This is a genomic window from Chryseobacterium sp. 22543 (assembly GCF_052044565.1).
GTDB lineage: Bacteria > Bacteroidota > Bacteroidia > Flavobacteriales > Weeksellaceae > Chryseobacterium.
The window spans coordinates 388360-414041 of the sequence record NZ_JBQENH010000003.1; the positions used below are offsets into that span (position 1 = coordinate 388360).

The window sequence follows — 25682 nt, forward strand, 5'->3', positions numbered from 1 at the left end:
ATTTTTATGGCTTATTTAGATTTATTTTTTAAAACCTGATTTAAAACCATTTTTGCTGCATTTGATTTTTCAATACTAATGGTAGAGCTGATAACAGGAACAAACTCGTTCAACTGCGGTGGTGACCAACCAACGTTTAGTGAAATGCCTAGATGAGATTGCAACATTGGTTCTGCATTACCAATAGCACTGATTACAGAAATCGTCACCAGTTCTCTTTGCGCATAAGTCAAAAGATCTCTCTCGAAAATATCAGCAAATAGATGTTCTTTTAGAAATGTATCTATTGTCGGTGCAAATGCTGAATAGCCCGAAAGTTTGTCTGGCTGTGGTGTTTGGGTAAGTTGAGCCAGAATTTCCTTTCCTCTTTCGTACTTGCTGTTGTCATTTGCAATAGTTGAAGCTTCTTTACCCACAGTATCATTAATTCCTTTTGCCTTCCTTTCATCAAGAACTTCCATAAAAGTCTGTAAACCTCTTATGCTTCTCGGAAAACCACAATAAGCATAAGTGTGTACCAAAATTTCTTTTATTTCATTGATTGTTAATCCTGAATCCAGACCTTTATTTAAACTTGCTTTTAATTCCTCTAATTTACCTTGTGCCGTAAATGAAGAAATGATGATGATGTTTTTATCTTTTTCGCTTAGCTGCGAATTGGAGCTTGTCATTTTTTGTGCGTTTATGGTATTTGTAAATAGTGAAACACACATTAATACTGCTATAAAACCCAAATATTTCAGTTGTCTCATTCTTTTTACTTTTAAAAATTATTATAATTATGCTATTTTGACATCCCGATTTTAGCCAGCCATTCTTTCACTTTCTTTTCCGTTTCAACTTTCTTCTTTCCTTCCATTACGAATAAAATTCCATCCCGTTCAACTCCTCCTTTAATCGTAAAACCTTCTAATATTCTGCTTTCAGGACTTAGCTTTTTCACAGTTTCAAAGCTGCTTCCAATCCCGTAGCCAGCATTGGTATTAAAAGGAATAATTGTTTTTCCTTTAAAATTATTCTGGCTTAAAAAACTTTTCATCGGAGGTGGTAACTGCATTCCCCAGGTTGGAAACCCTAAGAAGATCACGTCATATTTTTCAATATTTTCAATCTTTGTTTTAAGCGGAGGTAAAAAATTGGTTTCATTTTCTTTCGCTATCTGATCTACAGTTGCTTTGTAATCTTTGGGATAAGGATTCTGTAATGCCAACTCAATTAAGATTCCACCAATATTTTGATGAATGATGTCGGCAATTGTTTTTGTATTTTTTGTTCGTGATAAATAAACAATCAATACATTTTTGTCTTTCAACATTTCTTTTTTTTCAGATATTGATTTCTGAGCTTTTGAGCAAGATGATAATAGTAGAAGTACTGCACAAAGCCATACGCCAAAATTTTTCAACTTTTCCATATATCAATTATTGTTTAATCAATATTACTTATCCAAACCTTTCTCCTTCAGCCATTTTGATAATAGCTCTGCAACTTCTACATTATTCAAATCAGACATTAGAAAATGGGTATTCCCCTTAATGCCCAGTTCAGGGAGATGAACAATAGTAACATCTCCACCGTGACTATTGACGACTTTTGCCCATTGTCTTGCTGTCGTAAGAACGTTTTTCCAAAAATTTAATGATGCTGCATTAGTTTCTTCAGTTGGAATATAATCCCCATAGTAAACTACAATGGGAATTTTAGTCAGTTTCATAAATTCGTTCATCGGAACACCTTTTCCTCCTCGGTTTCCTTCAGGTTCTTCTCCTTCCGGAAAGGTGAATCCTCCGGGTTCATAGGCAACGACAGCTTTAATTTTTTCATTTTTAATGGCTGTTTTCCATCCAGGTGAGCCTCCTGCCGAATGTGTGAAAAGAATCCCGTTTCCGGATTTATCCATAACAGAAGACATTGCATTCACAATCGTTGCTTCATCTACATTTCCTGTATCCGGTATCATCATACGGAAAAATTGATCCATAGAAATGCTGTCTTTTGGAAACTGAACGCCTTCATTGAATTTGGGATATAGACCAATTCGAAATTGGGTAAACCAAGTCTGGTCATCTGGCGTACCGCTAATTTGTCCTGGTTTTGTAGTTTGCCCAGCCTCTCCACGACCTGGTTGATCAACCAGATAGACACTATAACCTTTTCTTAAAAAAATATTGGCAAAACCTTCTCTTCCATCCGCTGTGGTCTGCCAGCTTCGTCTAGACTGTCCGTAACCGTGCAGGAAAATCATCGAAAGTTTTTTAGATTTGACAGGAATTTGGTAAAAAACATCAGCGTGATCTCCGTGTCTTGTTTGCCCTCCTTGAGACACATTCCATGGTTTTAACGGATCGAAAACGCCTTCACTTTTGATAACCGAACCTCCGGCTGAGAAATTGCCTTGTGACGCAATAGTAATTGGTTTTTGTGCCACCTTATTTTGTGCTTTAACAAAAAAATTGGAGACTAAAATTAAGGTGATTAAACTTATATATTTTATTGTCTTATTTTTCATTGCTAACCTATTCATTTGATCATATTTTTACTGATGAAATTGGATTACAAGTCCAATTTTCTTTCACTTAGCCATTTAACCATATTGGGGTCTCTATGATCAAAAAACAAGCTGGATTCAGTGTCTAAAGTTGCGATAGCATCCATATCTTCAGAAGAAAGCTCAAAGTCAAAAATGTCAAAATTTTCAGCCATTCTTTCTTTTCTTACAGATTTTGGAATAACGATAACATTTCTACTCGTCAACCAGTTCAAAATGACCTGAGCTACAGATTTGTTATATTTTTCTGCGATCGTTTTTAAAACTTCATTATTAAAAATATCATTCTTTCCTTCTGCAAAAGGCCCCCAGGATTCAATCTGTACATTATTTTCAATTAGGAATTTTTGTGTTTCAACCTGTTGATGGAAAGGATGAGTCTCGATTTGATTGATTGCTGGTGTAAATCCACTGTTGGCAATCAAATCTGCGATCCTGTCAGGATGGAAATTAGAAACTCCTATAGCTCTTACTTTTCCTTGTTCATACAATTCCTGCATTGCTTTCCAAGATCCGAAAATATCTCCGTACGGCTGATGAATAAGGTATAAATCCAGATATTCCAACTGAAGTTTATTCAATGATGTTTCAAAAGCTTTTAAAGTTTTTTCATATCCTGTGTCTTGTACCCAAAGTTTTGTCGTGATAAATAAATCTTCTCTCGCAATTCCACTGTTTTTAATGGCATTACCAACCGCTTGTTCATTACCGTAAGATGCAGCAGTATCAATTAATCGATAGCCTGTATCAATTGCATCAATAACAGCTTTTTCACATTCTGCGGGATCCGGGACCTGAAATACTCCGAATCCTAAAACCGGCATTTCTATGCTATTGTTCAATATTACTTTTTTCATTTTTTATCTTATTTATTTTTTGTTTCGCAAAGAATAAAATTGGTTAATCAATTTGTTACTGCAAATTTCCAACTTATTGACAAGCCTGTTGGTAGATAGATTACGGAACTTGTAACCAATATTACTGTTCTGGGGAATAATGTAAAAAAGCGGGTATTTTTATCTTTAGATTTGTATTACAAAATGATACCGTTATGAGCCAATCAATCTATTTTGAAACAGTAAACGATTATAATCAATTTAATAATCACGAGACCCTTCACCCTTTGGTAAGTGTAATAGATTTTTCGAAAGCACATAAAAGAACAGGATCTAAAATGTATTTTAATCTGTATTGCATTTTTTTAAAAGATGTAAAATGTGGTGATCTGAAATATGGTCGGGCAACTTATGACTATCAGGAAGGAACATTGGTTTTTGTTTCTCCGGGACAAGTTGTTGATGTAGAAAACAAAATTGATAAGTATCAGCCTTTGGGGCATGGATTAGTATTTCATCCGGATTTAATTAAAGGAACTTCTTTAGGTAAGGGCATCTCTGAATATGGATTTTTTGGTTACCAGACCAATGAAGCGCTGCATCTATCAGCAAAAGAACAACAAATGGTTTTGGAAATGTTTGCTGATATTCAATTTGAATTGAGCCGCCCAGTAGATAAACACAGTAAAAAAGTCATCACATCGAATATTGAACTTTTTCTTAATCACTGTGACCGCTTCTATGACCGTCAGTTTATCACCAGAGAAAATGTGAATAAAGGTATTTTAGAAAAATTTGAAGAATTACTAAACAGCTATTTTTCATCTGAGAAACCTAATACTATTGGGCTTCCATCTGTAGCATATTGTGCAGATGAATTACATTTTTCGCCTAACTATTTTGGAGATCTGATTAAGAAAGAAACAGGGAAAACTGCGCAGGAATACATACAGAATAAAATTATTGATATAGCCAAGCAAAGAGTATTCAATGTTGATAAATCTATTAGTCAGATTGCTTATGAATTGGGTTTTAAATATCCGCAGCATTTTATTCGATTATTCAAGCAGAGAACTGGTGTTACCCCTAATGAATTTCGGAATTTAAATTAAAATTTAATTAATCGTTTTTGAGATTTTGTATTGACTTCTTTATTTACTCTTTTATAATAATTAATTATTCTTTGAGTCAGAATTTCCATCACATATGAAATAAAATTATTCCTAATATTTTTTATATAATCGTTTTATGAGATTTTTATATTCATTTTAAACGTTATTTGTGGCTTTGTGATGGTGCAGCAATAAAATTCAAATCTTCAATTTTATACAAAAGTTGAATTGAAAAAATACCGTTGAACTTTGCAGTTTCGCACCACTATTGCAAAACCCTTGTTGAAGGAAGTTTTGTTATAATTAAATAATCATTGATAAGAAAAAAACTCCTACTGCCTCATTTTGTCTTATTTCTTTCATGGAGGCTAACACTACTTAAAAGTAATTGGTTTGTGATCAATAGGCACCGACAGAATAGAATAAGTTGTTGTTGTGCCAAATTTATTCAAGCGGTCCAGAACTAAAGTAATTTCTTGTGTAGATTTCAGAAACATATGTAAAAAGAAACAATATTCTCCTGTAGTATGTACCATTTTTACAATCCCTTCTATTTCTTCAGTTTCTTTCAAAAAGGACATAATCATAATATTGGGGTGTAATTTTATTGCAATTAAAACATTTTGTGTGTATTGCAGTTTTGTATATTCCACAACAGCAGTGTAGCCTTTTATTATCCCTGCTTCCTCCAGCTTTTTTATACGTTCTGCAACAGCCGGAGCTGTGAGTCCTATTTTTCTGCCTATTTCAGCATTGCTCGCTCTGGCGTTTAATTGTAGTTCGTTTAAAATTGCGTAGTGCAGTTTATCTAATTGCATATCGAAATAAAAATAATTAAAAAACATTGATTCGAAAGTTTGAAGCAGCTACTTCTATCAAAATGATAGCCCGATTTAAATGCCCCTGTCAGATCTTTGTAAAGATAAAAATTTAATACTGAAACATACCTATAAGAATATGAAAGATAAAGAATTACCTGGTGATGTTAGCTTGAATCATGGGATGGCTGTTATCAGCAGTACATTACGTATACATTACGCAGAAGCAGGAAATGGAGAGATTATAATTATTCTGATACATGGTTTTCCGCAGACATGGTGGGAATGGCGATTTGTAATACCTGTATTGGTTAATAAGGGATTTCGAGTTATTGCCTTGGATTACCGAGGAGCCGGAGATTCCTGGAAACCTGCGGGTGGATATGATAAACGCACTATGGCCAGTGATATTCACCACCTGTTAAAGGAACACCTTAAGATACAAACCCCTGTAGTCCTTATAGGACATGATATAGGTTTAATGATTGCGTATGCTTATGCACAAGAATACCGTACATCTGTATCTCAGCTGGTGGTAATAGATGCTCCTTTACCCGGCACAAAAATATTTGATAAAATAAGAACAGATCACAGGGTCTGGCATTTTGCATTCCATAACGTACACAACCTGCCTGAAATGCTTATTACTGGTCGTGAACGGGAATATTTACATTATTTTTTCAACTATCGTATTTATAATACAGCTGCCATTAATGAAACTGATATGGATGTTTTTAGTCAGGCATATTCTTCAGCCGGTGCTATGAAAGCCGGATTGGAAGTTTACCGGGCATTTGACCAAGATATACTGGACAATAAAGAAAGCTTGGCCAAAAATGGGAAACTAACTATTCCCGTTCTGGTAGTTGGAGGAGAAATAAGTACAAGTGGACCTTTTATGAAAGAAATGATGGAAGAAGTAGCCGAAAGGGTTACATCAGTACGCATTCCTAAAACAGCACATTGGATAGCTGAAGAAAATCCGGAGGCATTTATAAAAGAACTCTTAACGTTTCTCGGTTAAATAATCATCACACGAATAAACTAAAAATCAATAATTTAATTTTAATATAGAAGTTTTCAAAGGTATTTCATGCTGCCTGATCGCCTTCTATAACTGATAATTATGAAAAATATAATATTCTCTTTTTTACTAATATATATGCAAAGTTTAACATTTGGACAGAAATTACGGGCCAGGGATATAGGAATTCCATTTAGCGGAACCGCTGGCACATTTAATTCTATAACAGACGTAAAGGGAGTTGAGGTAGGCTATAGTACAATTATTTCGGGAAAAGGTAAAAATACAATCGGGAAAGGACCTGTCCGGACAGGAGTTACAGCTATTTTACCAAGGGGCCGGAATAATAATCCTGTTTTTGCCAACTGGTACTCACTGAACGGGAATGGCGAAATGACAGGTACTACCTGGGTAACGGAATCCGGTTTTTTAGAAACCCCTATCATGATTACCAATACCAATAGTGTGGGAGTAGTGAGAGATGCAGTTCTCAAATGGTTTGTGAAGGAACATTGGTATAAAGAAGATTGGTGGTACACTTATCCTGTAGTGGCTGAAACGTATGATGGTTTTTTAAACGACATCTATGGTTTTCAGGTAAAAGAAAGTAATGTTTACGAGGCGTTAAATAGTGCGAAATCTGGTAAAATCCAGGAAGGAAATGTTGGCGGAGGAACCGGAATGATGTGCCTTGGTTTTAAAGGCGGAACCGGAACGGCATCAAGGATTGTGAAAACCGGAGATTCTATTTATACCGTTGGTGCTCTGGTACAGGCTAATTTTGGGAGAAAAGAATCCCTGAAGATCGCAGGTGTACCGGTAGGAAAAGAACTGGAGCATACAGTGGGCAGCGAATTAAAACTGCCTTCACAGTCTTACCGGCAGGAAGGTGACGGTTCCATTATTGTGGTCATTGCAACCGATGCGCCGTTATTACCCCATCAATTAAAACGTATTGCATCAAGAGTTCCTTTGGGAATCGGGAATGTAGGCGGCTATGGAATGAACAGTTCAGGGGACATTTTCATTGCTTTTTCAACAGCCAATCCCACAGCTTTCCAGAGGAAAGATTTTTCCACAGTGAAGGTGCTTCCCAATGATCTGATAGATCCTCTATTTGATGCAACTGTACAAGCCGTCGAAGAATCTATCATTAATGCCATGATCGCCGCCGAAACAATGGAAGGTGTCAATGGAAATAAATCGTATGCCCTTCCCCATCAGCCTGTGATCGATATCTTAAGAAAATATAAAAGAATACCATAAGAAGAAAAATTTATCTGCTTCAGTTTAATTTAATACTAATTCATTAAAATTTTTCTATGAAAAAACTATGGTTTCTAACATTTCTAACTGCTGCTTTTGCTGCAATGAATTCCTGCAGGGATGATCAATCTATTAATGTACCTGCCGAGCATCCGAATGCAAAAAAATATCAGCGTATCGTTGATCAGTTTATAGCGGCCGGTGCTGTGGGCGTTAACATTACAGTCATTTCTCCTGAAGGAATATGGAGCGGTTCAGGCGGACTAGCCGACAGGGAAAAAGGTATCAGGATGTCTGCTAATAACAGGCTCCGCATCGGAAGTATGACGAAAATGTTTGCCTCCACAACTATTCTGAAATTGCAGGAAGAAGGTCTCCTGAATATCAAGGATAAAATCAATAAATATCTTCCTCACACTATTACAGATCGTATTGCCAATGCTAATGAGGTAACGATTGAGCAGTGCCTTAATCACAGAGCGGGAATCCGGAATTATTTACAGGATATCGCCCCCGGTGTTTTTGACGGGAGTATTGTCAATTATTCCGCAGAGCAGACTCTTCAGCTGATCTTTGATAAACCTGCCGACGATCCGGTTGGAAAGGGATATTATAGTAATTCCAATTATCTTCTGCTTTCCCTGGTTATAAAAAAAGTAACGGGAAAACCTTCCTATCAGGTAATTACCGAGAAAATAATCAACCCCCTGGGGCTGAAAAACACAATAGCAAGCACTCTGCTCCCCGATCAGCTCACCCGATCCTATTATGCTGAAACCGCTAATGAGGCATTGACTGAAGTAACGCATATAGATAATAACGGAATCGGTGGTGAAGGAGCAATTGACGGTGGAATGATTTCAACATCTTCTGATGTAGCTCAATTTTTGGAGACCCTGTTAACGAATAAAATACTTTCTCCTGCTTCAATGCAGCAGCTTCAGACTTTTGTAGATAATGATCCTGATCGCCTGGAACCAGACTTAAAATACAATAAACAATATGGATTGGGATTAATGAAACTGGATACCAACCAGGGAGTGGCCCTGGGCCATGACGGACACGTATTCGGCTTTGGCGGTAAATCCTATTATTTCCCAAAGCAAAAAGTAACGGTATGCATACTTCTCAACACATGGTCTCCAAAAGTAGTTGCATTACTTAATGCAAAAGAGACTTTCAACTTATTGTTCTGATCTTTATCAATCTGGTAGTAAAAAATTTGATTCAAAGGTTTTTCGGCCTTTATTCTTTAAAAAATAAAGCATTATTAATCAATTATAATATGATCTTTACTCCAACGGTAATGATTATCCGTTCGAATCAAATCTCCAAAAAAGATCAAAATACATGATAGAAAAAATAAGTAATTATTCATAAATCATATAAATTATAACTAATCTAAAATTTTAAAAATGAAAAAATCAGAAAACAGAAAGGTGCTCTCAAGAGAGTATTTAAAAAATGTAATGGGCAATGGAATGAATATCACTATCAAAGAATGTTCATATGAATGCTGCCCTCCTGCCGGGATCCCCCGGTGCCCAAGCCTTAGTGCATGCCCAGCAGTGGTATGTCCACAATAATTAACATATTTCTTAACCAAAAAATATTACAATGAAAAATTTAAAAAACCAAAAAAGCCTTTCCAGAGAACAATTGAAAAGCATTGCCGGAGGTAATGTACAAGGAGTCTGCAGACTTTCCAATGGTAGCTATGTGATAAGAGACTGTACATTAAAATGTCCAAACGGAGGATATCCTATCTGTCCTGCTTAAGGATTTAATTTTTATTTAAACTTCAGTCAGCCCGGATAAACAAATAATCTATCCGGGCTGATTATATATACACATTCTGCATATAGCTCTATTGAGTGGGTTTCTGTTTATAGCTTTTCTCATTATAATTCAGGACATCTGCAGTACTATTTGGCTCGCGATGTAATACTTGTGATATCTCGAATGTCTTATTTAAATAGATTCATGATTAATTCATGAATTGTATACATGTATATTGCATAACAAGCTACATTGTAATGCATAAAATAAAAAACATAAATATATGAAACGTCTGATCCATTTAATCATTGTACTGAGCGGAACAATTGTAACTGCACAAGAAAAAAAAGATACAGTAGCAACAAAGAAAATAAATGAAATTGTACTGAAAAAAAATAAATTCCAGAGAAAAAATGACCGGTTTATATATGATGTAGGAGCTTCCCCGGCAGCAAAAGGGACTACGGTCTTTAGTCTTTTAAAAGAAACTCCCCTGATTTCATCAATGGATGATAAAACTTTACGGATTGCCGGAAAATCAAATGCTGTAATATATATCAATGGTAAAAAAAATCAAATGGATGCTGATGCTCTGGCAGCCTTTTTAAAAAGTATGCCATCTGAAAGCATACAGAAAATAGAGATTATTACGATGCCCGGCAGCGAATTTCAAGTTGAATCTTCAGATGGGGTTATTAATATTATTCTAAAAAAGATAACAGAAAATGGCTTGAACGGAAGCTTAAGAATGAGCAATAATCAGGGATATTATAACAATCCGGGAATGGGATTTTCTATCAATTACAGAAAAAATAATCTCGGAATTAATTCAAGTTTTAATAGTAGTGAAAACACCAAACGGCAGTATTATATATTGGAAAATGGCAGCAATATAGCTTCAAATCGTTCGGAAGGAACCGTATCTATTCCGAACAAGGACTATGGAGGATATCTGAATATAGATTATGCTTTAAATGACAAAAGCAGCATTGCATTGAGCTATAACAACTGGTATAACAAAAATTTTACTTCGGTTACCAATTTATTTAACACTGTAAATGTATTAAATGATACCGTCTGGAAAACTTCTTACAACCGAAGCATAAATCATGAAAACGCTCAATCTTATAATAATTCTGTCAATTTAAACTATGAATTAAAAACGGATTCTATCGGCAGTAAATTAAATCTAAATGCAGCCTATCTAAACTTCAGAAAAAAACAGAATGGCCTCAATACGACATCAGCATCAGATTCCAATGGAAATATGGGAGAAGATATAAGCCAGATTATTCAGGAAACACCACAGATTATTAACAGTTTTTCTGTAACGGTAGATTATTATAAGAAATTTAAAAATGATTTCACACTGTCTTTTGGAGGAAATTACAGCTATACGAAAACAGATAATGATACAGAAACAAGTCTATATCAATTGGCTACCGGTGTAGCAGTTAGAAATCCAAATCATTTTTTTTATCTGGAGAATATTTACGGAGGATATTTGACTGTTGAAAAAAAAGTAAACGATAAAATCTCTGCAAAAGCCGGAATCCGTTATGAATTAACACAAAATAAAGGAAACTCTTATAATGCTCAGGATGACAACTTAAAAAATCTTACGAGAAACTATCATAATATTTTACCTTACCTAAACCTGAACTACTCTATCAATAAAGATCATAATCTTTCATATTCTTTTTCAGGCCGTATGAAAAGACCTTCATTTTGGGAAGTAAACCCTGTAAGAACTTATTTAACGGAAACCAATTATGTTCAGAATAATCCGTTTATGAAAGCTTCCGCAGTTTATTCCCAGGAACTTAATTATATGTTCAAAAATTCATATTTTTTCATTGTCGGTCATAAATATTATAAAGATGTTATCCTGCAAATACCTTTGCAGGGAATAATTGAAAGTAACGGCAGCCATGTAAATGTATTAAGGTATATAAGAACCAATTTTGGCAACCGTCAAGAATTCAATTTTACAATCGGTTTCCAGAAATCATTTTTTAAACAGTATTGGAATACCAATGTAAGTATTGGTTTACAGCATAATATTAATGATGGAAGTATTGATACGGATCCGTTAACAGGTGAAAAGTTTCCGGCATATATTAATTCCAGAAAATCAAATGGAATAACAATTTCAACTAATAATAATATAAGACTTGATCAGGCTAAAACATGGTTTGCCAGTATTAACTATTGGTACGTTGGCAATTACCAGATAGAACTGGGCCAGTTAAGGCCTCTCGGTAGTTTGGAAATAGGGCTCAAAAAAATATGGAATGACTGGACCTTTGCAGCCACTGTTTATGATGTTTTAAATACCAATAGGGTTATAATTAATGATCCGCAACAAAACGGAAACTACAATTATATCAATATTTATAACTATCCACGTCAATTAAATATTTCTATCTCTTATAACTTCGGAAACAAAAAAATTGAAAAAATACGTGATTTCAATAATGCTTCTGATGAAATCAAAAACAGAACAAAATAATAAAATTGTTATGTTAATCTAAATGTAATTCAGATTTGATGAGAGTTGCTACTCAATTTTCTTTTACAGTAAGCATTTGATTAGGGATGAATTATAACCGGAGAATTGTTTTCAGATTCCTGCCCTTGTTCAAGAGAAACCAATTTTCCACCTTTAAAAGTTAAAATATTTGTTATTGATCTATTTCCCATATTTAAACTTTCTCTATAGTATAAAGATTCTTTAATTTCTCCGGCTTCTTTATTTTCTGTAAATGAAGATTTATAGGGTTTTCCAAATTTTGATATAACCTGTTCTTTTGTCATTCCAATGCTCAATGATTCAGAGGTGAATTTACTTCTTGAAGAGCAGGAAATTAACATTATACCTGTTATAATTAATGCTAATAATTTAAACTTTAAAACATTCATATTAAATTATTTAGGCTGTACTACTGCGGGACATTGAAAATCGGAACATCGTGGTAATGAGCTATCATCACAGCATTTGTAAGTGCATGGGAAGATAAATCTATTTCCTGAAATTTGTTTCAATCCTTCTCTGGAAAGAACTTTTCTGTTTACTGATTTTTTCACAAAACTTTGTATAGCTAAATTAATAAATTATTTCACTTTGACAAGAAAAAATAATTAATAGTAGTCGCTCATTATCAGTATTATACAGTATTGAAAAATGTTATTTTATATTAAATTAATTAAAATAAATATCTATTAAAAGTATTTTGCTTTCATTTATGCTGAATACTTTTATTATGATAAAAAAATGATCATTTTCTAGGCTGCTTTATTTCTTTATAATTTTTTAGTACTGGAAAGATTTATTTTGATCCTGTTGTCTAAAAATAAAAGGATTGCAGAAAGACAACACATGATGAGTGAATGCCCATAATGATGATACTCCTGATGTGCCATGTGAGTAGTAAAGGCACCAATCGCAAAGGGAAACAGGAATAATATGCCTATAGTTCTGAATTGAGACCTGTAGAGTCCCAGAATCACCAGAACAACTCCGATCACTTCGGCAATTCCGATGGCAAGAGTCCATGTTTTGTTAAAACCTAATGATTCCATGCTTTGCATCATCGCCGGACGTTGAAAAATTTTAAACAATGAGGATGGTACTATGATGTACAGGTATCCTATGTACAAAACCCAGTACAGAATGTTTTTAAAAGTTATTTTCATTGTTCAGCTATTAATAATCCACACTTACTGCAATCTCTTCGGTTAATGCTATACAATTCTGTAAATCAGCAATTTTAGCTTTCATAGTTTCGATAGTACCCGCTGTAAGAGGTAACCTGAAGGTTGGAACATCATTATTTACAGCCCTGATGATAGCCTGTGCAGCGGCAACAGGATTACCGGGTTGATTACCGTTGATCTTTTTTGTATTTATCCTTATATCCCCTAATTTTTCTGCATATAGAGGAAATTTGTTCCGGACATAATGCACAGATTCCCCAAAAAAATCGGTACGCAGAGCACCAGGCTCTACCAGCAACACTTTTATACCAAATTGTTTCACTTCCTGTTCAAGTGATTCACTCATTCCCTCAAGAGCAAATTTACTGGCTGCATAAATACCGTTCCCAATACCAGCCGTAATGCCAACCCTTGAAGAAAGCTGCACAATCACTCCCTGTCCCTTATTTCTCATATATGGAATGACGGCCTGGCAAAGTTTCCATACAGACATAAAATTGACATTGAATTGCCTGATAATCTCCTGTTCCTCAAACTCTTCAATCATTCCAAATACACCGAAACCCGCATTGTTTACCAAAACATCAATCTGACCGTATTGTTCAATGACCTCCTTAATAAGTGAATCAATATGATCTGTTTTGGCAAGATCAATAATAAAAGATTTTGCATTTACATTCTTGTCGAAGGTCTGCTGATCCTCCTCATTCCGCACAGTTCCTATAACAATATCCCCGGCATCAAGGATTTGTTTTGAAAGTTCTTTTCCCAATCCTTTGGAAACACCTGTAATTAGCCATACTTTTTGTCCCATTTTAATTTTGTTTTATATCTAGACAAAAATATTTTATACCTTTACCATAAACAAGTACCTACAAAATTGTATGTACCCACCCATGTATATGAGAAAAGAAAATTCAACAAATTTTTTAAACGAAACAGACCTTATTAAAAACTGCGGGATGTTCTATACCTTATCAGTTATCGGAGGTAGATGGAAAGTGGGCATACTGGCTTCGTTGCTGGATAATGATGAACTCCGTTATTCTGAAATAAAAGGGAGGCTGCATAACATTACCGAAAGAATGCTGATCAAACAGCTTAAAGAACTGCAGGATGAAGGACTTATCATCCGGAAAGATTATAAAGAAGTGCCTCCCCGGGTTCATTACAGCATCAGTGATAAAGGCAGAAGCCTTCAGGATGTGCTGATAACCCTAAGATACTGGGGGAAAAAATACAGAAATGAGTAGATAATAACTGTTAAACCTATCCCTTTTAGTTTGTTACAAGTTTGTTATTAATCTCAATGTGGTTGTAAACAATCCATCGTTTTAAATTTCCAACCATTCTTTTTAAATGATCTTCATTCAGGAAAATATTTGTCCAATATTCAAATCTGTCACACTGAACGCTTATGTAATAGGTCATAATTGCTAAACATGCGTAGGGTAAAAACTTTTTCTCTTCGCTACTAATTTTAGTTACAGTCTCGTAACCTTTTATGAAACTATCTGCTTTTACCTGATATTCCTCTTCGTTCAAATTGGTAGTAAATAGCTGAAACAGGAAATAAGAAATGTCAAAGCATAAATAACCGTTTCCACAAAAATCAAAGTCAAAAAATGTTATTTCCTTTTCATCGTCAATGTGCAAATTGTCAAACCAAACGTCAAGATGAACGGCTCCATATCTCATTTTCTGTTTGTCTGTATTTTCCATTTTTAGCATTAAAAAAGCAGAAAGGGTTTCTAAAAATTCAATTTCAGCAACATTTTTACTATAGAATTCTTTTGTTTTTAAGACAGGGTTCTTAAGCAGGTTTTGAACATTGTAAGACATTCTCATCAGTTCAATATTTTCTGTGGACTGATGAACTTTTGCTAATGCCTGTCCAATTAGAAAACTTGTTTGGGATGAAAATTTTGCTGTCTTTATGCCTTTAGCATACGAAAATAAAACGCCCAATCTCTTTCCTTCCGGAGCATCAATTTCTTGAATAAATTTGTTCGATTGATCAGCTATTGGAAAAGCAACTTGTCGGTCTGCTTCTTTTAGCAGGATTAAAAGTCTTAATTCTTCCTCAATTTCTAATTTTGTCCGCCAGTTATGGGTGTACACTCTAAAAACGTATTTGTTTTCATCATCATGAACAATGTATAAATGATTCATAGCAAGCCGAAATATGCTGCATTCCGTTTTGTCAATTAGTCCATAATTTCGTTGAATAAATTTGCCGAGCACATTTGGTGAAAGTGTACTGTTTATTGTGGGGAATTTCTCTGTCATCAATTCTTAGTGAGTCGTTGGTTATTCTTCTTAGTTGACACAAATATAACACACTTAAAATTAAAGCTCCAAAGTACAAAGACCTTGGAGCTTAATTGATAGAGGTAACCTTTCGGCTGATCTATTATTTCTTAATTATTTTACTGAAAATAGTTTCGCCTTTTAATAGATAATTCCCTGAGGGATATCCGGTAAGATCGATCGTGTTTTTTCCTTTTATAAACGTCACATTTTTAATGAGTTTGCCGTTGATATCATATAAAGAAACATTTTCATTTACAGCTGCCTCCACTGTTATCACTCCTGTTGTTGGATTGGGATAAGCTGGAGTTTTTAGTTTTTTTGAAACTTCTGCTGTTGATAAGTAGCATCCCGGGTTATAAGTGTCTCCAACAATAGTAAAGCCTCTGTTAACCAATTGAGCTCTTGCCATAATGGCCTGCGGTGTAGAATAGATCAGCCCTGTTGCATCTATACTTCCAGATGTTAATGTTGTGTTCGCCCATGTAGGATTATTATTGAGAGCAATTAGAAAATTATTATAGTTTGTACATGATAAACCGGAATTTTTTAATCCGAAAGCGATTGATCCTCCGAAGAAATTCTGAAGTCGGATATTCCAGCCGGAAAGATCCTGATCAAAAAGTACAGCACCATTAAACATGTTAAAACCTGAATAATAACTAACCTTGGCTACATTCCAGTTTCCAATCGGCTGGTTGAATGAGACTGCATTTTCAAACATATGTTCAAAATCTGTTACTTTAGCGGTGTTCCAGTTATTAAGAGGTTGATTAAATGCTGCTGCATTAGAGAATACATAGCGAAAATTGACACCATTTGATGTATTCCATGAATTTAATGGCTGGTTAAAAGCTACTGCATCTTTGAACATTGCAGAGAAATTAGTTCCGGATGCAGTATTCCAGGCGGAAATATTCTGATTAAAAGCAGAGGCAAAAGAAAACATTCCATTAAAATCTTTTACATTCGCTGTATTCCAGCTTCCAATATTCTGGTTAAATAGCTTTGCTCTGCTAAACATATTACTCATATTAGTAATTGTACTTGTATTCCAACTTGAAAATGAATTATTTCCGATCAAAGATGAACAATTATAGAACATTTCCGATAAATTGTTTATTTGTGTTAGATTGGGAATGTCTGCAGCAGTTACATTAAGGTTTGGACAGCCCGCAAATCCCTGATTAAATTGCTGAAGCCAAATGATGTCTCCCCACTGACTGATTTCGGTGAGTTCCAGATTAGCATTAGGATCAATAAAGTTTGTACTGGCCCTGAACCCGTAAAATAGCCCGTTGCCATTGTATACTTTCAATTTGTAGGTTGCCTGGATAGGGTTTGTATGTAATGAAGGTCCAAAAAGAATGGTAATCGGATTGGTGCTATTGGATGTAACAGAATTAAGGACTCCATTATGTTGTGGGTATCCCACTTCTTCCCAGCTAATGGTATAATTGGTTCCTGTACCGCCAAAAGATATTGCATGGTCAATGGTACCATTTACATTAGGTTTCCATAAAGTAATAAATTCAGTCTGTGCATAAGAACAGAAAAATAGAAATAGAAAAATGATTACTAGTTGTTTTTTGTGCATAATTTAAAAAATAGTTGTTAAAAAAGTTAATTTTGGATTAGTAAGACAATAATTTCCCGGGATTCTTTATCTTATCTCTAACATAAAGATATAGACGCGCAGCGTCAAAACATGTCGTATTAAAATTTTATTACTTTTTTTTAATATTTTTTTGATTAATTAGCCTTATAAAAAACCACAAAAAATATGCAGCTATCATTGAATGACAACTGCAGAAATGAGATTATTTATATTGTTATTTTCATACCTGCTGAAATATTAATTCCAGGGATAAACGGTTGTCTTTATAGGCTAAACGTACATTCAGTAATGAAATGCCGGCATAGGAAGCTCAGGATTGATATTCTTTCAATCAAAAGATCTCAAAATAAAAATAAATGATTGATTGTAAGTGTAATACGTTGCTTTTATTTTCTGTTTGGGATATAAAAAAAATCCGCTCTGAAAAGAGCGGAATGATTTTTAATGTCTATTCTTGCAGATTAGCAAGTAGAACCACACTCAAGTAATTTGATGTGAATTACACCATTTACAACACATTGTGTTTGGCATAAAGCGTTAGTTACGACAGTGCTTACACCGCCAACTACACCACCAACAGTAGATCCTACGCCAGTAACTACACCACCTACGATAGTACCTACTCCGCCTACTACTCCACCAACTACACCTCCTAGTCCACCTAGTAAAGTACCGATTGGATCTAGTAATCCGTTACCTGAAATAGCTTTTAATTCGTTTCTGTCTAATTTTTTTAAGTTTTTCATAACTATAATTTTATATGATTATTACATCACGAATATATGAATAATAATAATACAATTGCAAATTATTTTCAATAAATTAATTATATGTTTTTATTATTTAATATTTCATTAATATATATGTTTTTTAGTATAAATATGATTTTCACTTATATGTGATTGATTTACTAAATGTTAAAAATAATAACTCAATTTATGAAATTTAGAGTTATTATTTATGCACTAAATTCTATTTATTGATGATTATTGTTTAAACTATGTAAAGCCTTCTATATTTGTTCATAAATCAATTTTCAGCGTGCGGAAATTAAATATCCAGGCATGAAAATTTACCCGTTTTAGTAAAAATGGAGACCTTAGTGGTGAAATTTCCTTATATCTTATAGTAAAACCTGCTTCGGTGGTTGGTAACGCATTCAAATTTTGTATTTTTGCTTACATATTTTTATCAATGTCAATTTTTTCAAATAATATACGCTTCTTAAGAGCCAGGAGAAAGCTTTCCCAACAAAATGTAGCTGATGAACTGATGATTTCCAGAGTTCGCTATTCAAAATATGAAAACGGAATATCTGAACCTCCTATCGAACTTCTTATAAAAATCTCTAAATATTTTCATGTAAGCATTGATCTTATGCTGTCCGTAGATATCCAGAAGTACCCTATGGATGATATGCTGAAATTGCCTGACAACAGAATTGTTCTTCCTGTGGCAGTAGATACCCATGGAAATGATACAATAGAAATTATCCCTCAAAAAGCTTCTATGGGATATCTGGAAGGTTACAGTGATGTAGATTATATTGAGAGCCTTCAGCGTATCGCTCTTCCCTTTCTTACTAATGGAAAATACAGGGCATTCCCTGCAGATGGAGATTCTATGCCTCCATTCAGAAACGGGTCTTATATTGTAGGAAAATATGTGGAAGGAATCAATGATTTGAAACAGGGAAAAACCTATGTTTTTGTAACATTGAATGACGGGATTACCTATAAACGTTTTAAGGAAAGAAAAGAAAATGCAATCTGTGTAAGTGCTGACAATTCTTTTTATGAGTCTTATGAGATTCCGTTTGAGGAAGTTGTAGAAATCTGGCAGTATGCTTCAGGAATTTTCCCGGAAGATTTTGAGCCTGGTGACTATGAAAGTTATAATTTTAAAGAAATGTTCCGCGAACTGAGACAGGACATCAGGGATCTTGATAAAAAGGTTTCTGGTCGCCGCCGAAAACAGTCTTAGTATTCATACCAACGTATTATATATTGTATACTCCTGATTTTATAAACCAGGAGCATATTATAATGTATATGATCCTGCAATTCTTGAATTACAATTAGTCCGCAAGTTCAATCCATACCGGAGCGTGATCGCTGCTTTTCTCCCAGCCGCGCACATGGCTGTCTACTCCACCTGATTTCAGCCGGCTCTGTAGATAAGAACTTAATAAAATATGGTCCAGCCTTATGCCTGCATTCCTGTCATAAGCTTTATATAGATAATCCCAGAATGTGTATACTTTTTCTTCGGGATAAAGACTTCGTATCGAATCAAGCCATCCTTTCTTCTGAAGATCTTTATACGCTTTTCTTACTTCTGTTCTGAACAGGGCATCATTTTCCCAGCGTTCAGGTTTGTACACATCAATAGGCTCCGGAATAATATTAAAATCGCCGATAAGGATGGCGGGAAGTTCCATGGTGATGAGTTGGCTGGCTCTTCTTTTAAAACGTTTGATCCAGGATAATTTATAGTCGAATTTAGGTCCTGGATAAGGATTGCCATTCGGGAGATAAAGACAGCAGATGACCATTTTATCAATAATCACTTCAATATAACGGCTTTGAATGTCTTCAGGATCTCCCGGTAAAGATCTTTGTACTTCTGTAATTTCCTTGTTTTTTGCCAATATAGCAACTCCATTCCAGCTTTTTTGTCCATTCCAGACAGCTTCATAACCTGCTTTGTTAATTTCTTCTACAGGAAAACGTTCCTGAGGTGCTTTTAGTTCCTGAAGACAGACAATATCTGGAGAGGCTTCTTTCAGCCATTTCAATAAAACAGGCAGGCGGCCGTTGACTCCATTAACATTATATGTGGCTATTTTCATAATGAAATTTTGAAGAAATTAATTTTTTTTAATTATGGCAATAATTATTCCATCATAATTGCTTTTTAAGCATTGTTTAATTGAAAAATAATCTAAAAAAAATAAGGTTTGACGAATAATCTCTGGGTTGTGATGTAAAAGTTCAATATATTTGTGATACCAGATGTAGTTCATTAATAATTAAACTTTCAATGAAAAGATATTCAACCTTTTTATTTGCTTTACTTTTTCCAATCACAATGTACAGTCAGCAGAATTTATCAGCTGATGAACTATTCCTTAAAGCCCGAACCGCTGCTTTTGAACAGAAAGATTATCCTGCATCTATTGCTCTGGCCAAAGAGGCATTGGAAAAAGCTCCCAATTATACTGATATTTCAGTTTTCCTGGGAAGGCTATATACCTGGAATAAAGATCTGGTTTCCGCAAGGGCTATATTTGAAGAGCTTGGAAAAAGAGAGATTCAGGATGAAGATTATTTTCTGGCTTATGCTTCATTGGAATATTGGAATGATCAGAATACAAAAGCTATTGAAATCATAGATAAAGGACTTTCCTATCATGCTAAATCTGAAACATTATTACTGTTGAAAGCGAAAGTATATTTTGGAAAGGATAATTACGAGGAAGCAGATAAAGCTGTAAGTACTCTTTTATTCATCAATCCTAAAAACACTGAAGCAAGAGCTCTTGCAGTAAGAATAAATGAGCTTACGTCTAAAAATGCAATAGGAATTGTTTATAATTATTCTCATTTTGACAAACAGTTTGATAACGACTGGCATATTGTGGGAGTAAGTTATAAGAGAGTTACTCCTATTGGTTCCGTGATTGTTCGCGGAAATTATGCCAATAAATTTGCCGAGGGCGGCACACAGATTGAACTGGAGGCATACCCAAGGCTTTCTAAAATGTTCTACCTGTATGTTGGCGGAGGATATTCTGATGATGTGGGATTGTTTCCGAAGTACCGTACCGGAGTTTCTCTGAATGCAAACCTTCCCCATAGTTTTGAAGCAGAATTAGGTTACCGTCAGCTTTATTTCAGCAGCAGTATCTGGATGTATACCGCTGCTATAGGGAAATATTATAAAAATTTCTGGTTTAACCTGCGTACTTATATCACTCCTGACAGCAAGAATATTTCACATTCTTATACGGGAACTGTAAGGTATTATACAAAAGGTGCTCAGGATTATTTTGCTTTTCAGATCGGAACCGGGATCAGCCCGGAAGAAAACCGTAATAATCTTCTGGAAAACGAAACCTTTAAGCTTAAAACTTTTAAAATTGGAGGTGAATACAATTTCTCCTACCATTCCAATCTGTTTTCAGTGGGAACAATGTATTATAACCAGGAATACCGCCCGGGAGAAAAAGGGAATCAGTTTGATATTACATTAGGCTACACCAGAAAGTTTTAAAACTTTGATTTTACTTTTTTCTTAAAGTTCACCATTACCGAATCAGGCATCAGTTTTTTAGTAGAATAAAACTGGGAATTCATGCTTTTATACTGATTAAATCTGCCATTCATCTTATTCAGGGCTGCATTATCATTGGAAGCATCTTCTTCCATATTTTTCAGGGTAAAAAGCTGTCCGTCATGGATATAATACTTTTCAGAGACAAAATCAATAAGTTGGTTTTTACTCTGCATCATTGGAATTCCGGTTTTGCTGATTTCAGAATCCGGAGAAAATCCTCTTCCTACCCATGTTATTGTAGCAGGTGTGCTGATTTTATAATTATTTCTGTAATAAGCTAAAATAGAAGGAGCAATATCAAAATGACTTACGGTTTTATAGAAACGTTTTGATTCTTTCAATAAGGGTGAGTAGATCAATAATGGCACATGGAATCTATCAATCTTGGCCTGTAGTGTGATTTCAGGCATGCTGTGATCTCCTGTGATCACAAAAATGGTATTCTTGAAATCCGGACGTTTGCTGTATTTTTTGAAGAAATCTTTAATGGCATCATCAGCATTAAGAACTGAAATTAACTGGTCTTTGTGAGCTGCGGCCCATTTCTTCTGTTCAGAATTTAAAATACCTGAATTCAGTCTTTGATTGTACAGTTTTTCATAATAATCTTTATTGTTGATTAAAAAAGGATTGTGCGTTGAAAGGGTGAGAATCATATTGAAATACGGTCTATCCTGTGGCTTTTGTTCTTGCTGCATCTTACCAAAAACGGCCTGATCTTCATATCCCCAGCTTTCTCCGTTATTGGCAGGAAGCTTACGGTAAGGACTGCCGAATGAGGTTTCATCTGTGATATGGTCTACCCCGCTATATTCCAGGAATTCACGGTAACGGTCAAAGGATGTATGACCTCCATAATAAAAACCTGTCTCAAAGCCGTTTGCTTTCAGAATGTTATAAAGATTGAAGTTTTCCGGTGTCTTTTCAATTTCAAGGAAGCCATTCTTTCCAAAAGGAAGTGATCCTGTGATTGATGGCAATGCGGCAAAAGTCCTTCCTGCTGAGCTTAACGAGTTTTCCCAATATAATCCTTTGTTGGATAAAGAATCCAGATAGGGAGTAAAGTTACCGATATATCCTTTTGGGGAAGTATAGGCATGTCCGAACCCCTCCATGACAAGGAAAACAAGATTGGGAACTTTCTCAGATCTGTTAAAATAAGACCCTAAAAAATCCGGGGTATTTTCTTTCCTCCAGAAAGGGAAATTTTTATTGAGCATTTCGGCATTGGTGGTGAAATCTTCATTTTCGCTCAGTAATTCATTCAGTTCAGGATGATCGCTGATGAAATTGTCCTCATTGGATTTAAGGAAATAAGCCCATTTACTTTTTGCCGCATTTTGGTTAAATTCATTCTCAGAGTTCAAGGTTTTGGATCCTAATATATTGGAGGGAATAAAAAAGGCTGCAAACCCGAAAGCAAGCAATACAAGTCCCGGGTAGATGGATTTCAAAGCTGATTTACCGGCTATCCATATAGGAATGAAAGAGGCTGTTATTAAAATACCCATCAGGGCAAAGTTCTTAAAATTAAGCATTCCGCTTGCCTGTAAAATCTGCTTCATCTCTTCTTTGCTGTAGTATAAAAGGTCTGCACCCAATACGTTGCGGGTTTCTGAGAAATACAGGAATAAAATATATTGGGTAACGGTCACAATAAGTAAAGCTGCAATAGCCAGAGTCTTTGCCCAGCCTTCTCTGATGAAATTGATGATGAGATAAGTAATTCCAACACAAAATGTGAGTCTGAGGGCAAATAAAATATTCTCTGTAAAAAGGTTTCCAACAATTGCAGAGGTGTTAAATTTGGAAAAACTATACCGGTACCACAACCACTCTGCGGTTACTCCCACTAAAAACAAGGCAAAGAACACTAATGTGAGTATTCCCCATTTTTTAAGACCAGACTGAAGAATAGCATACATTCTTTCTTTGAAAGGTAAATGCTGTGTGCTTTGATTGAAGCCCTGTCTTGTCATTTCGCCCCATCCGTGGGATTTTTTGAAATAATCTATAAATCCGCTTACTCCTGCTTTTACCACGATAGGATGGAAATAAAAAGGTTCGGAAAAAGCCGTTACAATAAGGGTGAGGAAGTCTTTTCTTTTGGTATAAACCTGGTGGCTTACTAGATCCACTAATATTGAATAGATAGAATAAAGAAATCCCATTGAGATCACCAGGGCAAACAGAACCGTAAAGAATGGCCAGTTAATAATTCCCAACAGTAAAAAAATAATAAAGATGATATATCCTGAAAATTCGATTAGCGGACCCAGAAATTCAAAAAAGAACCAATAAGGAAGACTGACCATTCCTAATTTTCCATATTTCGGATTGAACATCATTTTTCTGTGCTTCCACAGGGTTTCCATCGTTCCGCGCATCCATCTGTTGCGCTGTTTTCTCAAAATATCTTTAGATTCAGGGACTTCTGTCCAGCATAAAGGATCCGGAATGGTAAGTACTTCATAAGGTTCATTCTTTTCTTCCATGTACTTTCTCATTCTTACCACCAGCTCCATGTCCTCTCCCACCGTATTTTTATCATAACCGCCGCAGGCGAGTACAATATTTCTGTCAAAAACTCCGAAAGCACCGGAGATTAGGATCAGTCCTGATGCCCTGGACCACGCCATACGTCCGAGTACAAAAGCTCTGATGTATTCTAATGCCTGGGTTCTGCCCAAAAGAGTTTTCGGCATATTGACACTTACTATTTTACCATTTTCTATCACGCAGTTATTGGCCAGACGAATAACTCCACCGCAGGCGATAAACTTTTTATCGGTCTGCTCCAGCATTGGTTTTGCGAGTTTCAGAATCGCATCCTGCTCCAGAATGCAATCTACGTCAATGCAAACCAGGTATTCACCGGAAGAAATATTCACTCCCACATTCAGAGCATCTGCTTTTCCTCCGTTTTCTTTATCAACAACGATCAGCTTTTTAAAGGCAGGGTTTTTACTTTTATAAACTCCTCTTACGGTATTGGTTTCTATTTTTCCCTGAATGAAGTAAGCTATGGATTCCAATTCATAAGCCTCGATAAGCTTTTGGATGGAGTCGTCCTTACTTCCGTCATTTACAATAATAATTTCCAGGTTATGGTAATAAAGGGATAGCAGAGAGCGAACATTTTCTACAATGGTCATTCCCTCATTATAAGCCGGAGCGATAACGCTGAATACCGGAGCATTGGGGTTTGCCGCAATAAGGCTGTAATCTGTAAATGTATTTTCTTTTTTATAACGGAGTACAGCTCCAAGTGCATAAATTCCTATCCAGCCATAGATAAGGGTTATTGCTGTTCCGTAAATCAGAAACAACCAGATAACAACTTCATAGATGATGTGTGAGAATTCTAACATACTTTTTCCTGTACTGCGTATTTAATGATTTGAATTAATTCTTCTGATGAGGTCTCTTTTTCAGATATTTCTATCAGGTAGTCCTGCTTTTCCATTGAGCATAAGGCTTCTGCTGCATAAACCTTTATTCCTGAATCAGTGTCTTTTAACAATTGATCTTTCAGAAAATCTACAGAGCATTGGTCTTTTGACTTCCTCATTACTTTCAGGATCTCTTTCTGTACTTCAAAAGGTTGATGAGGATACATTTCCATTAGATAAGCAACAGTTGAAGGATTTTCAAGGGATAATAATGTCTGTACTGCCTGTATCCGCACTTCAACAGAGGGATGATCCAGTAAGTCAGCGACTGTAGGATAAAGAGATAATACCTGGAATTTTCTTAATAGTTTAAGGGTGAAAATGACCACTGAATCGTTTGAACTTTCAACCCAGCTTTTAATACTATCGTTGGAGTTCTCAGGAATACTGGTGACTGAAATAAGCAGACGAAGCTGCTGCCATTCTGATATTTTTGTTGAAAAGCTGGTAAGGAAATGAAGTCCTTCAAATCCTTTAAAATGAACCATGGCATATTGTGCTTCCTGATAAACCTGTGCTGAAGGATGTGTTAAAAATGTAGAAATCTTTGGCAGTGCTTCTTCCACATTCATCGCTGTAAGCTCCTGTATACCTCCTGCAATTAAATGTATCTTTTTCTGATTCAATTTTTTTAAAGCTTCCTTCTGAAGGCCATATTCCTGGAAAAGCTCTTTAAGTTTATGCTGTGCTGCACCGGAAAATTTCTTCTCGGATTCTGCCAGTTTCTGAAGGAATAAATTTCTGAATAAAGGATTTGCGGATGCTGATGAAAAGTTGCTGTCTGCATAGGTTTCTTCACCATATACAATCACTTCTGAGATTCTTTTATTGATCATTTCCGACCATTTGAAAATATGGACAGAT

The 25682-nt window shown here is 35.3% G+C and carries 24 protein-coding genes; 10 read left to right on the forward strand and 14 right to left on the reverse strand.

Features of this window, described 5'->3' with window-relative positions; translation table 11 throughout:
* Nucleotides 1-11 precede the first annotated feature (11 nt).
* From ACTJIP_RS12585 to ACTJIP_RS12600, 4 genes are all read right to left on the reverse strand, one after another.
* A complete protein-coding gene (locus ACTJIP_RS12585) occupies nucleotides 12-752 on the reverse strand; it encodes a carboxymuconolactone decarboxylase family protein (protein WP_077417188.1) in 741 nt (246 codons plus the stop codon).
* Between the two features lie 32 nt (nucleotides 753-784).
* The gene (locus ACTJIP_RS12590) at nucleotides 785-1414 is read right to left on the reverse strand and encodes a flavodoxin (protein ID WP_180563807.1); all 630 of its coding nucleotides are present in this window, start codon (nucleotides 1412-1414) and stop codon (nucleotides 785-787) included.
* A gap of 24 nt (nucleotides 1415-1438) precedes the next feature.
* Nucleotides 1439-2428: an alpha/beta hydrolase gene (locus tag ACTJIP_RS12595; RefSeq protein WP_440704653.1), complete on the reverse strand. Its 990-nt coding sequence runs from the start codon at nucleotides 2426-2428 to the stop codon at nucleotides 1439-1441.
* Nucleotides 2429-2553: 125 nt separating this feature from the next.
* Nucleotides 2554-3405, reverse strand: a complete 852-nt coding sequence (locus ACTJIP_RS12600) for an aldo/keto reductase (protein WP_440704654.1) — start codon at nucleotides 3403-3405, stop codon at nucleotides 2554-2556.
* Nucleotides 3406-3599: 194 nt separating this feature from the next.
* Between ACTJIP_RS12600 and ACTJIP_RS12605 the strand changes: the two genes are divergently transcribed.
* Nucleotides 3600-4496, forward strand: a complete 897-nt coding sequence (locus ACTJIP_RS12605) for a helix-turn-helix domain-containing protein (RefSeq protein ID WP_077417196.1) — start codon at nucleotides 3600-3602, stop codon at nucleotides 4494-4496.
* A gap of 374 nt (nucleotides 4497-4870) precedes the next feature.
* On the opposite strand, the gene ACTJIP_RS12610 is transcribed toward ACTJIP_RS12605, so the two are convergent.
* Nucleotides 4871-5314 (reverse strand): Lrp/AsnC family transcriptional regulator, encoded by a 444-nt coding sequence (locus tag ACTJIP_RS12610; RefSeq protein ID WP_180563806.1) that lies wholly within the window; start codon nucleotides 5312-5314, stop codon nucleotides 4871-4873.
* Nucleotides 5315-5453: 139 nt separating this feature from the next.
* Here ACTJIP_RS12610 and ACTJIP_RS12615 point away from each other — a divergent pair, with 139 nt between their 5' ends.
* The 6 genes from ACTJIP_RS12615 to ACTJIP_RS12640 all read left to right on the forward strand — a co-directional run bounded on the left by ACTJIP_RS12615 (nucleotide 5454) and on the right by ACTJIP_RS12640 (nucleotide 11895).
* Entirely contained in the window at nucleotides 5454-6338 is an 885-nt protein-coding gene (locus ACTJIP_RS12615; RefSeq protein ID WP_180563805.1) for an alpha/beta fold hydrolase, read from the forward strand.
* Nucleotides 6339-6476: 138 nt separating this feature from the next.
* Complete coding sequence (locus ACTJIP_RS12620; RefSeq protein WP_228408830.1) at nucleotides 6477-7604, forward strand: DmpA family aminopeptidase; 1128 nt, start codon at nucleotides 6477-6479, stop codon at nucleotides 7602-7604.
* Nucleotides 7605-7660: 56 nt separating this feature from the next.
* Nucleotides 7661-8800, forward strand: coding sequence for a serine hydrolase domain-containing protein (locus ACTJIP_RS12625; protein WP_440704655.1), 1140 nt, complete (start codon nucleotides 7661-7663; stop codon nucleotides 8798-8800).
* 219 nt (nucleotides 8801-9019) lie between these two features.
* The gene (locus ACTJIP_RS12630; RefSeq protein ID WP_175627251.1) at nucleotides 9020-9190 is read left to right on the forward strand and encodes a hypothetical protein; all 171 of its coding nucleotides are present in this window, start codon (nucleotides 9020-9022) and stop codon (nucleotides 9188-9190) included.
* Nucleotides 9191-9221: 31 nt separating this feature from the next.
* The gene (locus ACTJIP_RS12635) at nucleotides 9222-9383 is read left to right on the forward strand and encodes a hypothetical protein (RefSeq protein ID WP_175627252.1); all 162 of its coding nucleotides are present in this window, start codon (nucleotides 9222-9224) and stop codon (nucleotides 9381-9383) included.
* 283 nt (nucleotides 9384-9666) lie between these two features.
* Nucleotides 9667-11895 carry a TonB-dependent receptor domain-containing protein gene (locus ACTJIP_RS12640; RefSeq protein ID WP_440704656.1) on the forward strand — a complete coding sequence of 743 codons (2229 nt, stop codon included), beginning with the start codon at nucleotides 9667-9669 and terminating at the stop codon, nucleotides 11893-11895.
* A gap of 80 nt (nucleotides 11896-11975) precedes the next feature.
* On the opposite strand, the gene ACTJIP_RS12645 is transcribed toward ACTJIP_RS12640, so the two are convergent.
* The 3 genes from ACTJIP_RS12645 to ACTJIP_RS12655 all read right to left on the reverse strand — a co-directional run bounded on the left by ACTJIP_RS12645 (nucleotide 11976) and on the right by ACTJIP_RS12655 (nucleotide 13914).
* On the reverse strand, nucleotides 11976-12305 hold the full coding sequence (locus tag ACTJIP_RS12645) for a DUF2845 domain-containing protein (RefSeq protein WP_077417206.1): 330 nt from the start codon (nucleotides 12303-12305) through the stop codon (nucleotides 11976-11978).
* A gap of 381 nt (nucleotides 12306-12686) precedes the next feature.
* Nucleotides 12687-13079, reverse strand: a complete 393-nt coding sequence (locus ACTJIP_RS12650; protein ID WP_077417208.1) for a DoxX family protein — start codon at nucleotides 13077-13079, stop codon at nucleotides 12687-12689.
* A 10-nt stretch (nucleotides 13080-13089) separates the two neighbouring features.
* A complete protein-coding gene (locus tag ACTJIP_RS12655) occupies nucleotides 13090-13914 on the reverse strand; it encodes an SDR family NAD(P)-dependent oxidoreductase (protein WP_077417210.1) in 825 nt (274 codons plus the stop codon).
* 70 nt (nucleotides 13915-13984) lie between these two features.
* Between ACTJIP_RS12655 and ACTJIP_RS12660 the strand changes: the two genes are divergently transcribed.
* Nucleotides 13985-14353, forward strand: a complete 369-nt coding sequence (locus tag ACTJIP_RS12660; protein WP_228408832.1) for a winged helix-turn-helix transcriptional regulator — start codon at nucleotides 13985-13987, stop codon at nucleotides 14351-14353.
* A gap of 25 nt (nucleotides 14354-14378) precedes the next feature.
* On the opposite strand, the gene ACTJIP_RS12665 is transcribed toward ACTJIP_RS12660, so the two are convergent.
* The 3 genes from ACTJIP_RS12665 to ACTJIP_RS12675 form a co-directional block, all read right to left on the reverse strand.
* Entirely contained in the window at nucleotides 14379-15389 is a 1011-nt protein-coding gene (locus ACTJIP_RS12665) for a phosphotransferase (protein ID WP_180565741.1), read from the reverse strand.
* A gap of 124 nt (nucleotides 15390-15513) precedes the next feature.
* Nucleotides 15514-17007 carry a BspA family leucine-rich repeat surface protein gene (locus ACTJIP_RS12670; protein ID WP_077417216.1) on the reverse strand — a complete coding sequence of 498 codons (1494 nt, stop codon included), beginning with the start codon at nucleotides 17005-17007 and terminating at the stop codon, nucleotides 15514-15516.
* 482 nt (nucleotides 17008-17489) lie between these two features.
* Nucleotides 17490-17774 (reverse strand): bacteriocin-like protein, encoded by a 285-nt coding sequence (locus ACTJIP_RS12675; RefSeq protein WP_047374658.1) that lies wholly within the window; start codon nucleotides 17772-17774, stop codon nucleotides 17490-17492.
* Between the two features lie 448 nt (nucleotides 17775-18222).
* Here ACTJIP_RS12675 and ACTJIP_RS12680 point away from each other — a divergent pair, with 448 nt between their 5' ends.
* Nucleotides 18223-19011, forward strand: coding sequence for a LexA family transcriptional regulator (locus tag ACTJIP_RS12680; protein ID WP_180563800.1), 789 nt, complete (start codon nucleotides 18223-18225; stop codon nucleotides 19009-19011).
* Nucleotides 19012-19105: 94 nt separating this feature from the next.
* On the opposite strand, the gene xth is transcribed toward ACTJIP_RS12680, so the two are convergent.
* Entirely contained in the window at nucleotides 19106-19879 is a 774-nt protein-coding gene (gene xth / locus ACTJIP_RS12685; protein WP_440704657.1) for an exodeoxyribonuclease III, read from the reverse strand.
* A 191-nt stretch (nucleotides 19880-20070) separates the two neighbouring features.
* Between xth and ACTJIP_RS12690 the strand changes: the two genes are divergently transcribed.
* Nucleotides 20071-21303: a YaiO family outer membrane beta-barrel protein gene (locus tag ACTJIP_RS12690; RefSeq protein ID WP_180563798.1), complete on the forward strand. Its 1233-nt coding sequence runs from the start codon at nucleotides 20071-20073 to the stop codon at nucleotides 21301-21303.
* Here ACTJIP_RS12690 and ACTJIP_RS12695 read toward each other — a convergent pair.
* Nucleotides 21300-24737, reverse strand: a complete 3438-nt coding sequence (locus ACTJIP_RS12695) for a sulfatase-like hydrolase/transferase (RefSeq protein WP_440704658.1) — start codon at nucleotides 24735-24737, stop codon at nucleotides 21300-21302. The genes ACTJIP_RS12690 and ACTJIP_RS12695 overlap by 4 nt on opposite strands.
* Nucleotides 24731-25654, reverse strand: coding sequence for a HEAT repeat domain-containing protein (locus ACTJIP_RS12700; protein ID WP_180563796.1), 924 nt, complete (start codon nucleotides 25652-25654; stop codon nucleotides 24731-24733). Before ACTJIP_RS12700 ends, ACTJIP_RS12695 begins: the two co-directional genes overlap by 7 nt.
* Nucleotides 25655-25682: the final 28 nt, after the last annotated feature.

Bases quoted from the DNA above. Each gene is read 5' to 3' on its own strand.
- ACTJIP_RS12700 (WP_180563796.1), bottom strand. From the start codon at position 25,654: ATGATCAATAAAAGAATCTCAGAAGTGATTGTATATGGTGAAGAAACC.
- ACTJIP_RS12690 (WP_180563798.1), top strand. From the start codon at position 20,071: ATGAAAAGATATTCAACCTTTTTATTTGCTTTACTTTTTCCAATCACA.
- ACTJIP_RS12610 (WP_180563806.1), bottom strand. From the start codon at position 5,314: ATGCAATTAGATAAACTGCACTACGCAATTTTAAACGAACTACAATTA.
- ACTJIP_RS12615 (WP_180563805.1), top strand. From the start codon at position 5,454: ATGAAAGATAAAGAATTACCTGGTGATGTTAGCTTGAATCATGGGATG.
- ACTJIP_RS12585 (WP_077417188.1), bottom strand. From the start codon at position 752: ATGAGACAACTGAAATATTTGGGTTTTATAGCAGTATTAATGTGTGTT.
- ACTJIP_RS12620 (WP_228408830.1), top strand. From the start codon at position 6,477: ATGCAAAGTTTAACATTTGGACAGAAATTACGGGCCAGGGATATAGGA.
- ACTJIP_RS12635 (WP_175627252.1), top strand. From the start codon at position 9,222: ATGAAAAATTTAAAAAACCAAAAAAGCCTTTCCAGAGAACAATTGAAA.
- xth (WP_440704657.1), bottom strand. From the start codon at position 19,879: ATGAAAATAGCCACATATAATGTTAATGGAGTCAACGGCCGCCTGCCT.
- ACTJIP_RS12680 (WP_180563800.1), top strand. From the start codon at position 18,223: ATGTCAATTTTTTCAAATAATATACGCTTCTTAAGAGCCAGGAGAAAG.
- ACTJIP_RS12645 (WP_077417206.1), bottom strand. From the start codon at position 12,305: ATGAATGTTTTAAAGTTTAAATTATTAGCATTAATTATAACAGGTATA.
- ACTJIP_RS12650 (WP_077417208.1), bottom strand. From the start codon at position 13,079: ATGAAAATAACTTTTAAAAACATTCTGTACTGGGTTTTGTACATAGGA.
- ACTJIP_RS12655 (WP_077417210.1), bottom strand. From the start codon at position 13,914: ATGGGACAAAAAGTATGGCTAATTACAGGTGTTTCCAAAGGATTGGGA.
- ACTJIP_RS12590 (WP_180563807.1), bottom strand. From the start codon at position 1,414: ATGGAAAAGTTGAAAAATTTTGGCGTATGGCTTTGTGCAGTACTTCTA.
- ACTJIP_RS12670 (WP_077417216.1), bottom strand. From the start codon at position 17,007: ATGCACAAAAAACAACTAGTAATCATTTTTCTATTTCTATTTTTCTGT.
- ACTJIP_RS12630 (WP_175627251.1), top strand. From the start codon at position 9,020: ATGAAAAAATCAGAAAACAGAAAGGTGCTCTCAAGAGAGTATTTAAAA.
- ACTJIP_RS12665 (WP_180565741.1), bottom strand. From the start codon at position 15,389: ATGACAGAGAAATTCCCCACAATAAACAGTACACTTTCACCAAATGTG.
- ACTJIP_RS12660 (WP_228408832.1), top strand. From the start codon at position 13,985: ATGTACCCACCCATGTATATGAGAAAAGAAAATTCAACAAATTTTTTA.
- ACTJIP_RS12600 (WP_440704654.1), bottom strand. From the start codon at position 3,405: ATGAAAAAAGTAATATTGAACAATAGCATAGAAATGCCGGTTTTAGGA.
- ACTJIP_RS12640 (WP_440704656.1), top strand. From the start codon at position 9,667: ATGAAACGTCTGATCCATTTAATCATTGTACTGAGCGGAACAATTGTA.
- ACTJIP_RS12695 (WP_440704658.1), bottom strand. From the start codon at position 24,737: ATGTTAGAATTCTCACACATCATCTATGAAGTTGTTATCTGGTTGTTT.
- ACTJIP_RS12675 (WP_047374658.1), bottom strand. From the start codon at position 17,774: ATGAAAAACTTAAAAAAATTAGACAGAAACGAATTAAAAGCTATTTCA.
- ACTJIP_RS12625 (WP_440704655.1), top strand. From the start codon at position 7,661: ATGAAAAAACTATGGTTTCTAACATTTCTAACTGCTGCTTTTGCTGCA.
- ACTJIP_RS12605 (WP_077417196.1), top strand. From the start codon at position 3,600: ATGAGCCAATCAATCTATTTTGAAACAGTAAACGATTATAATCAATTT.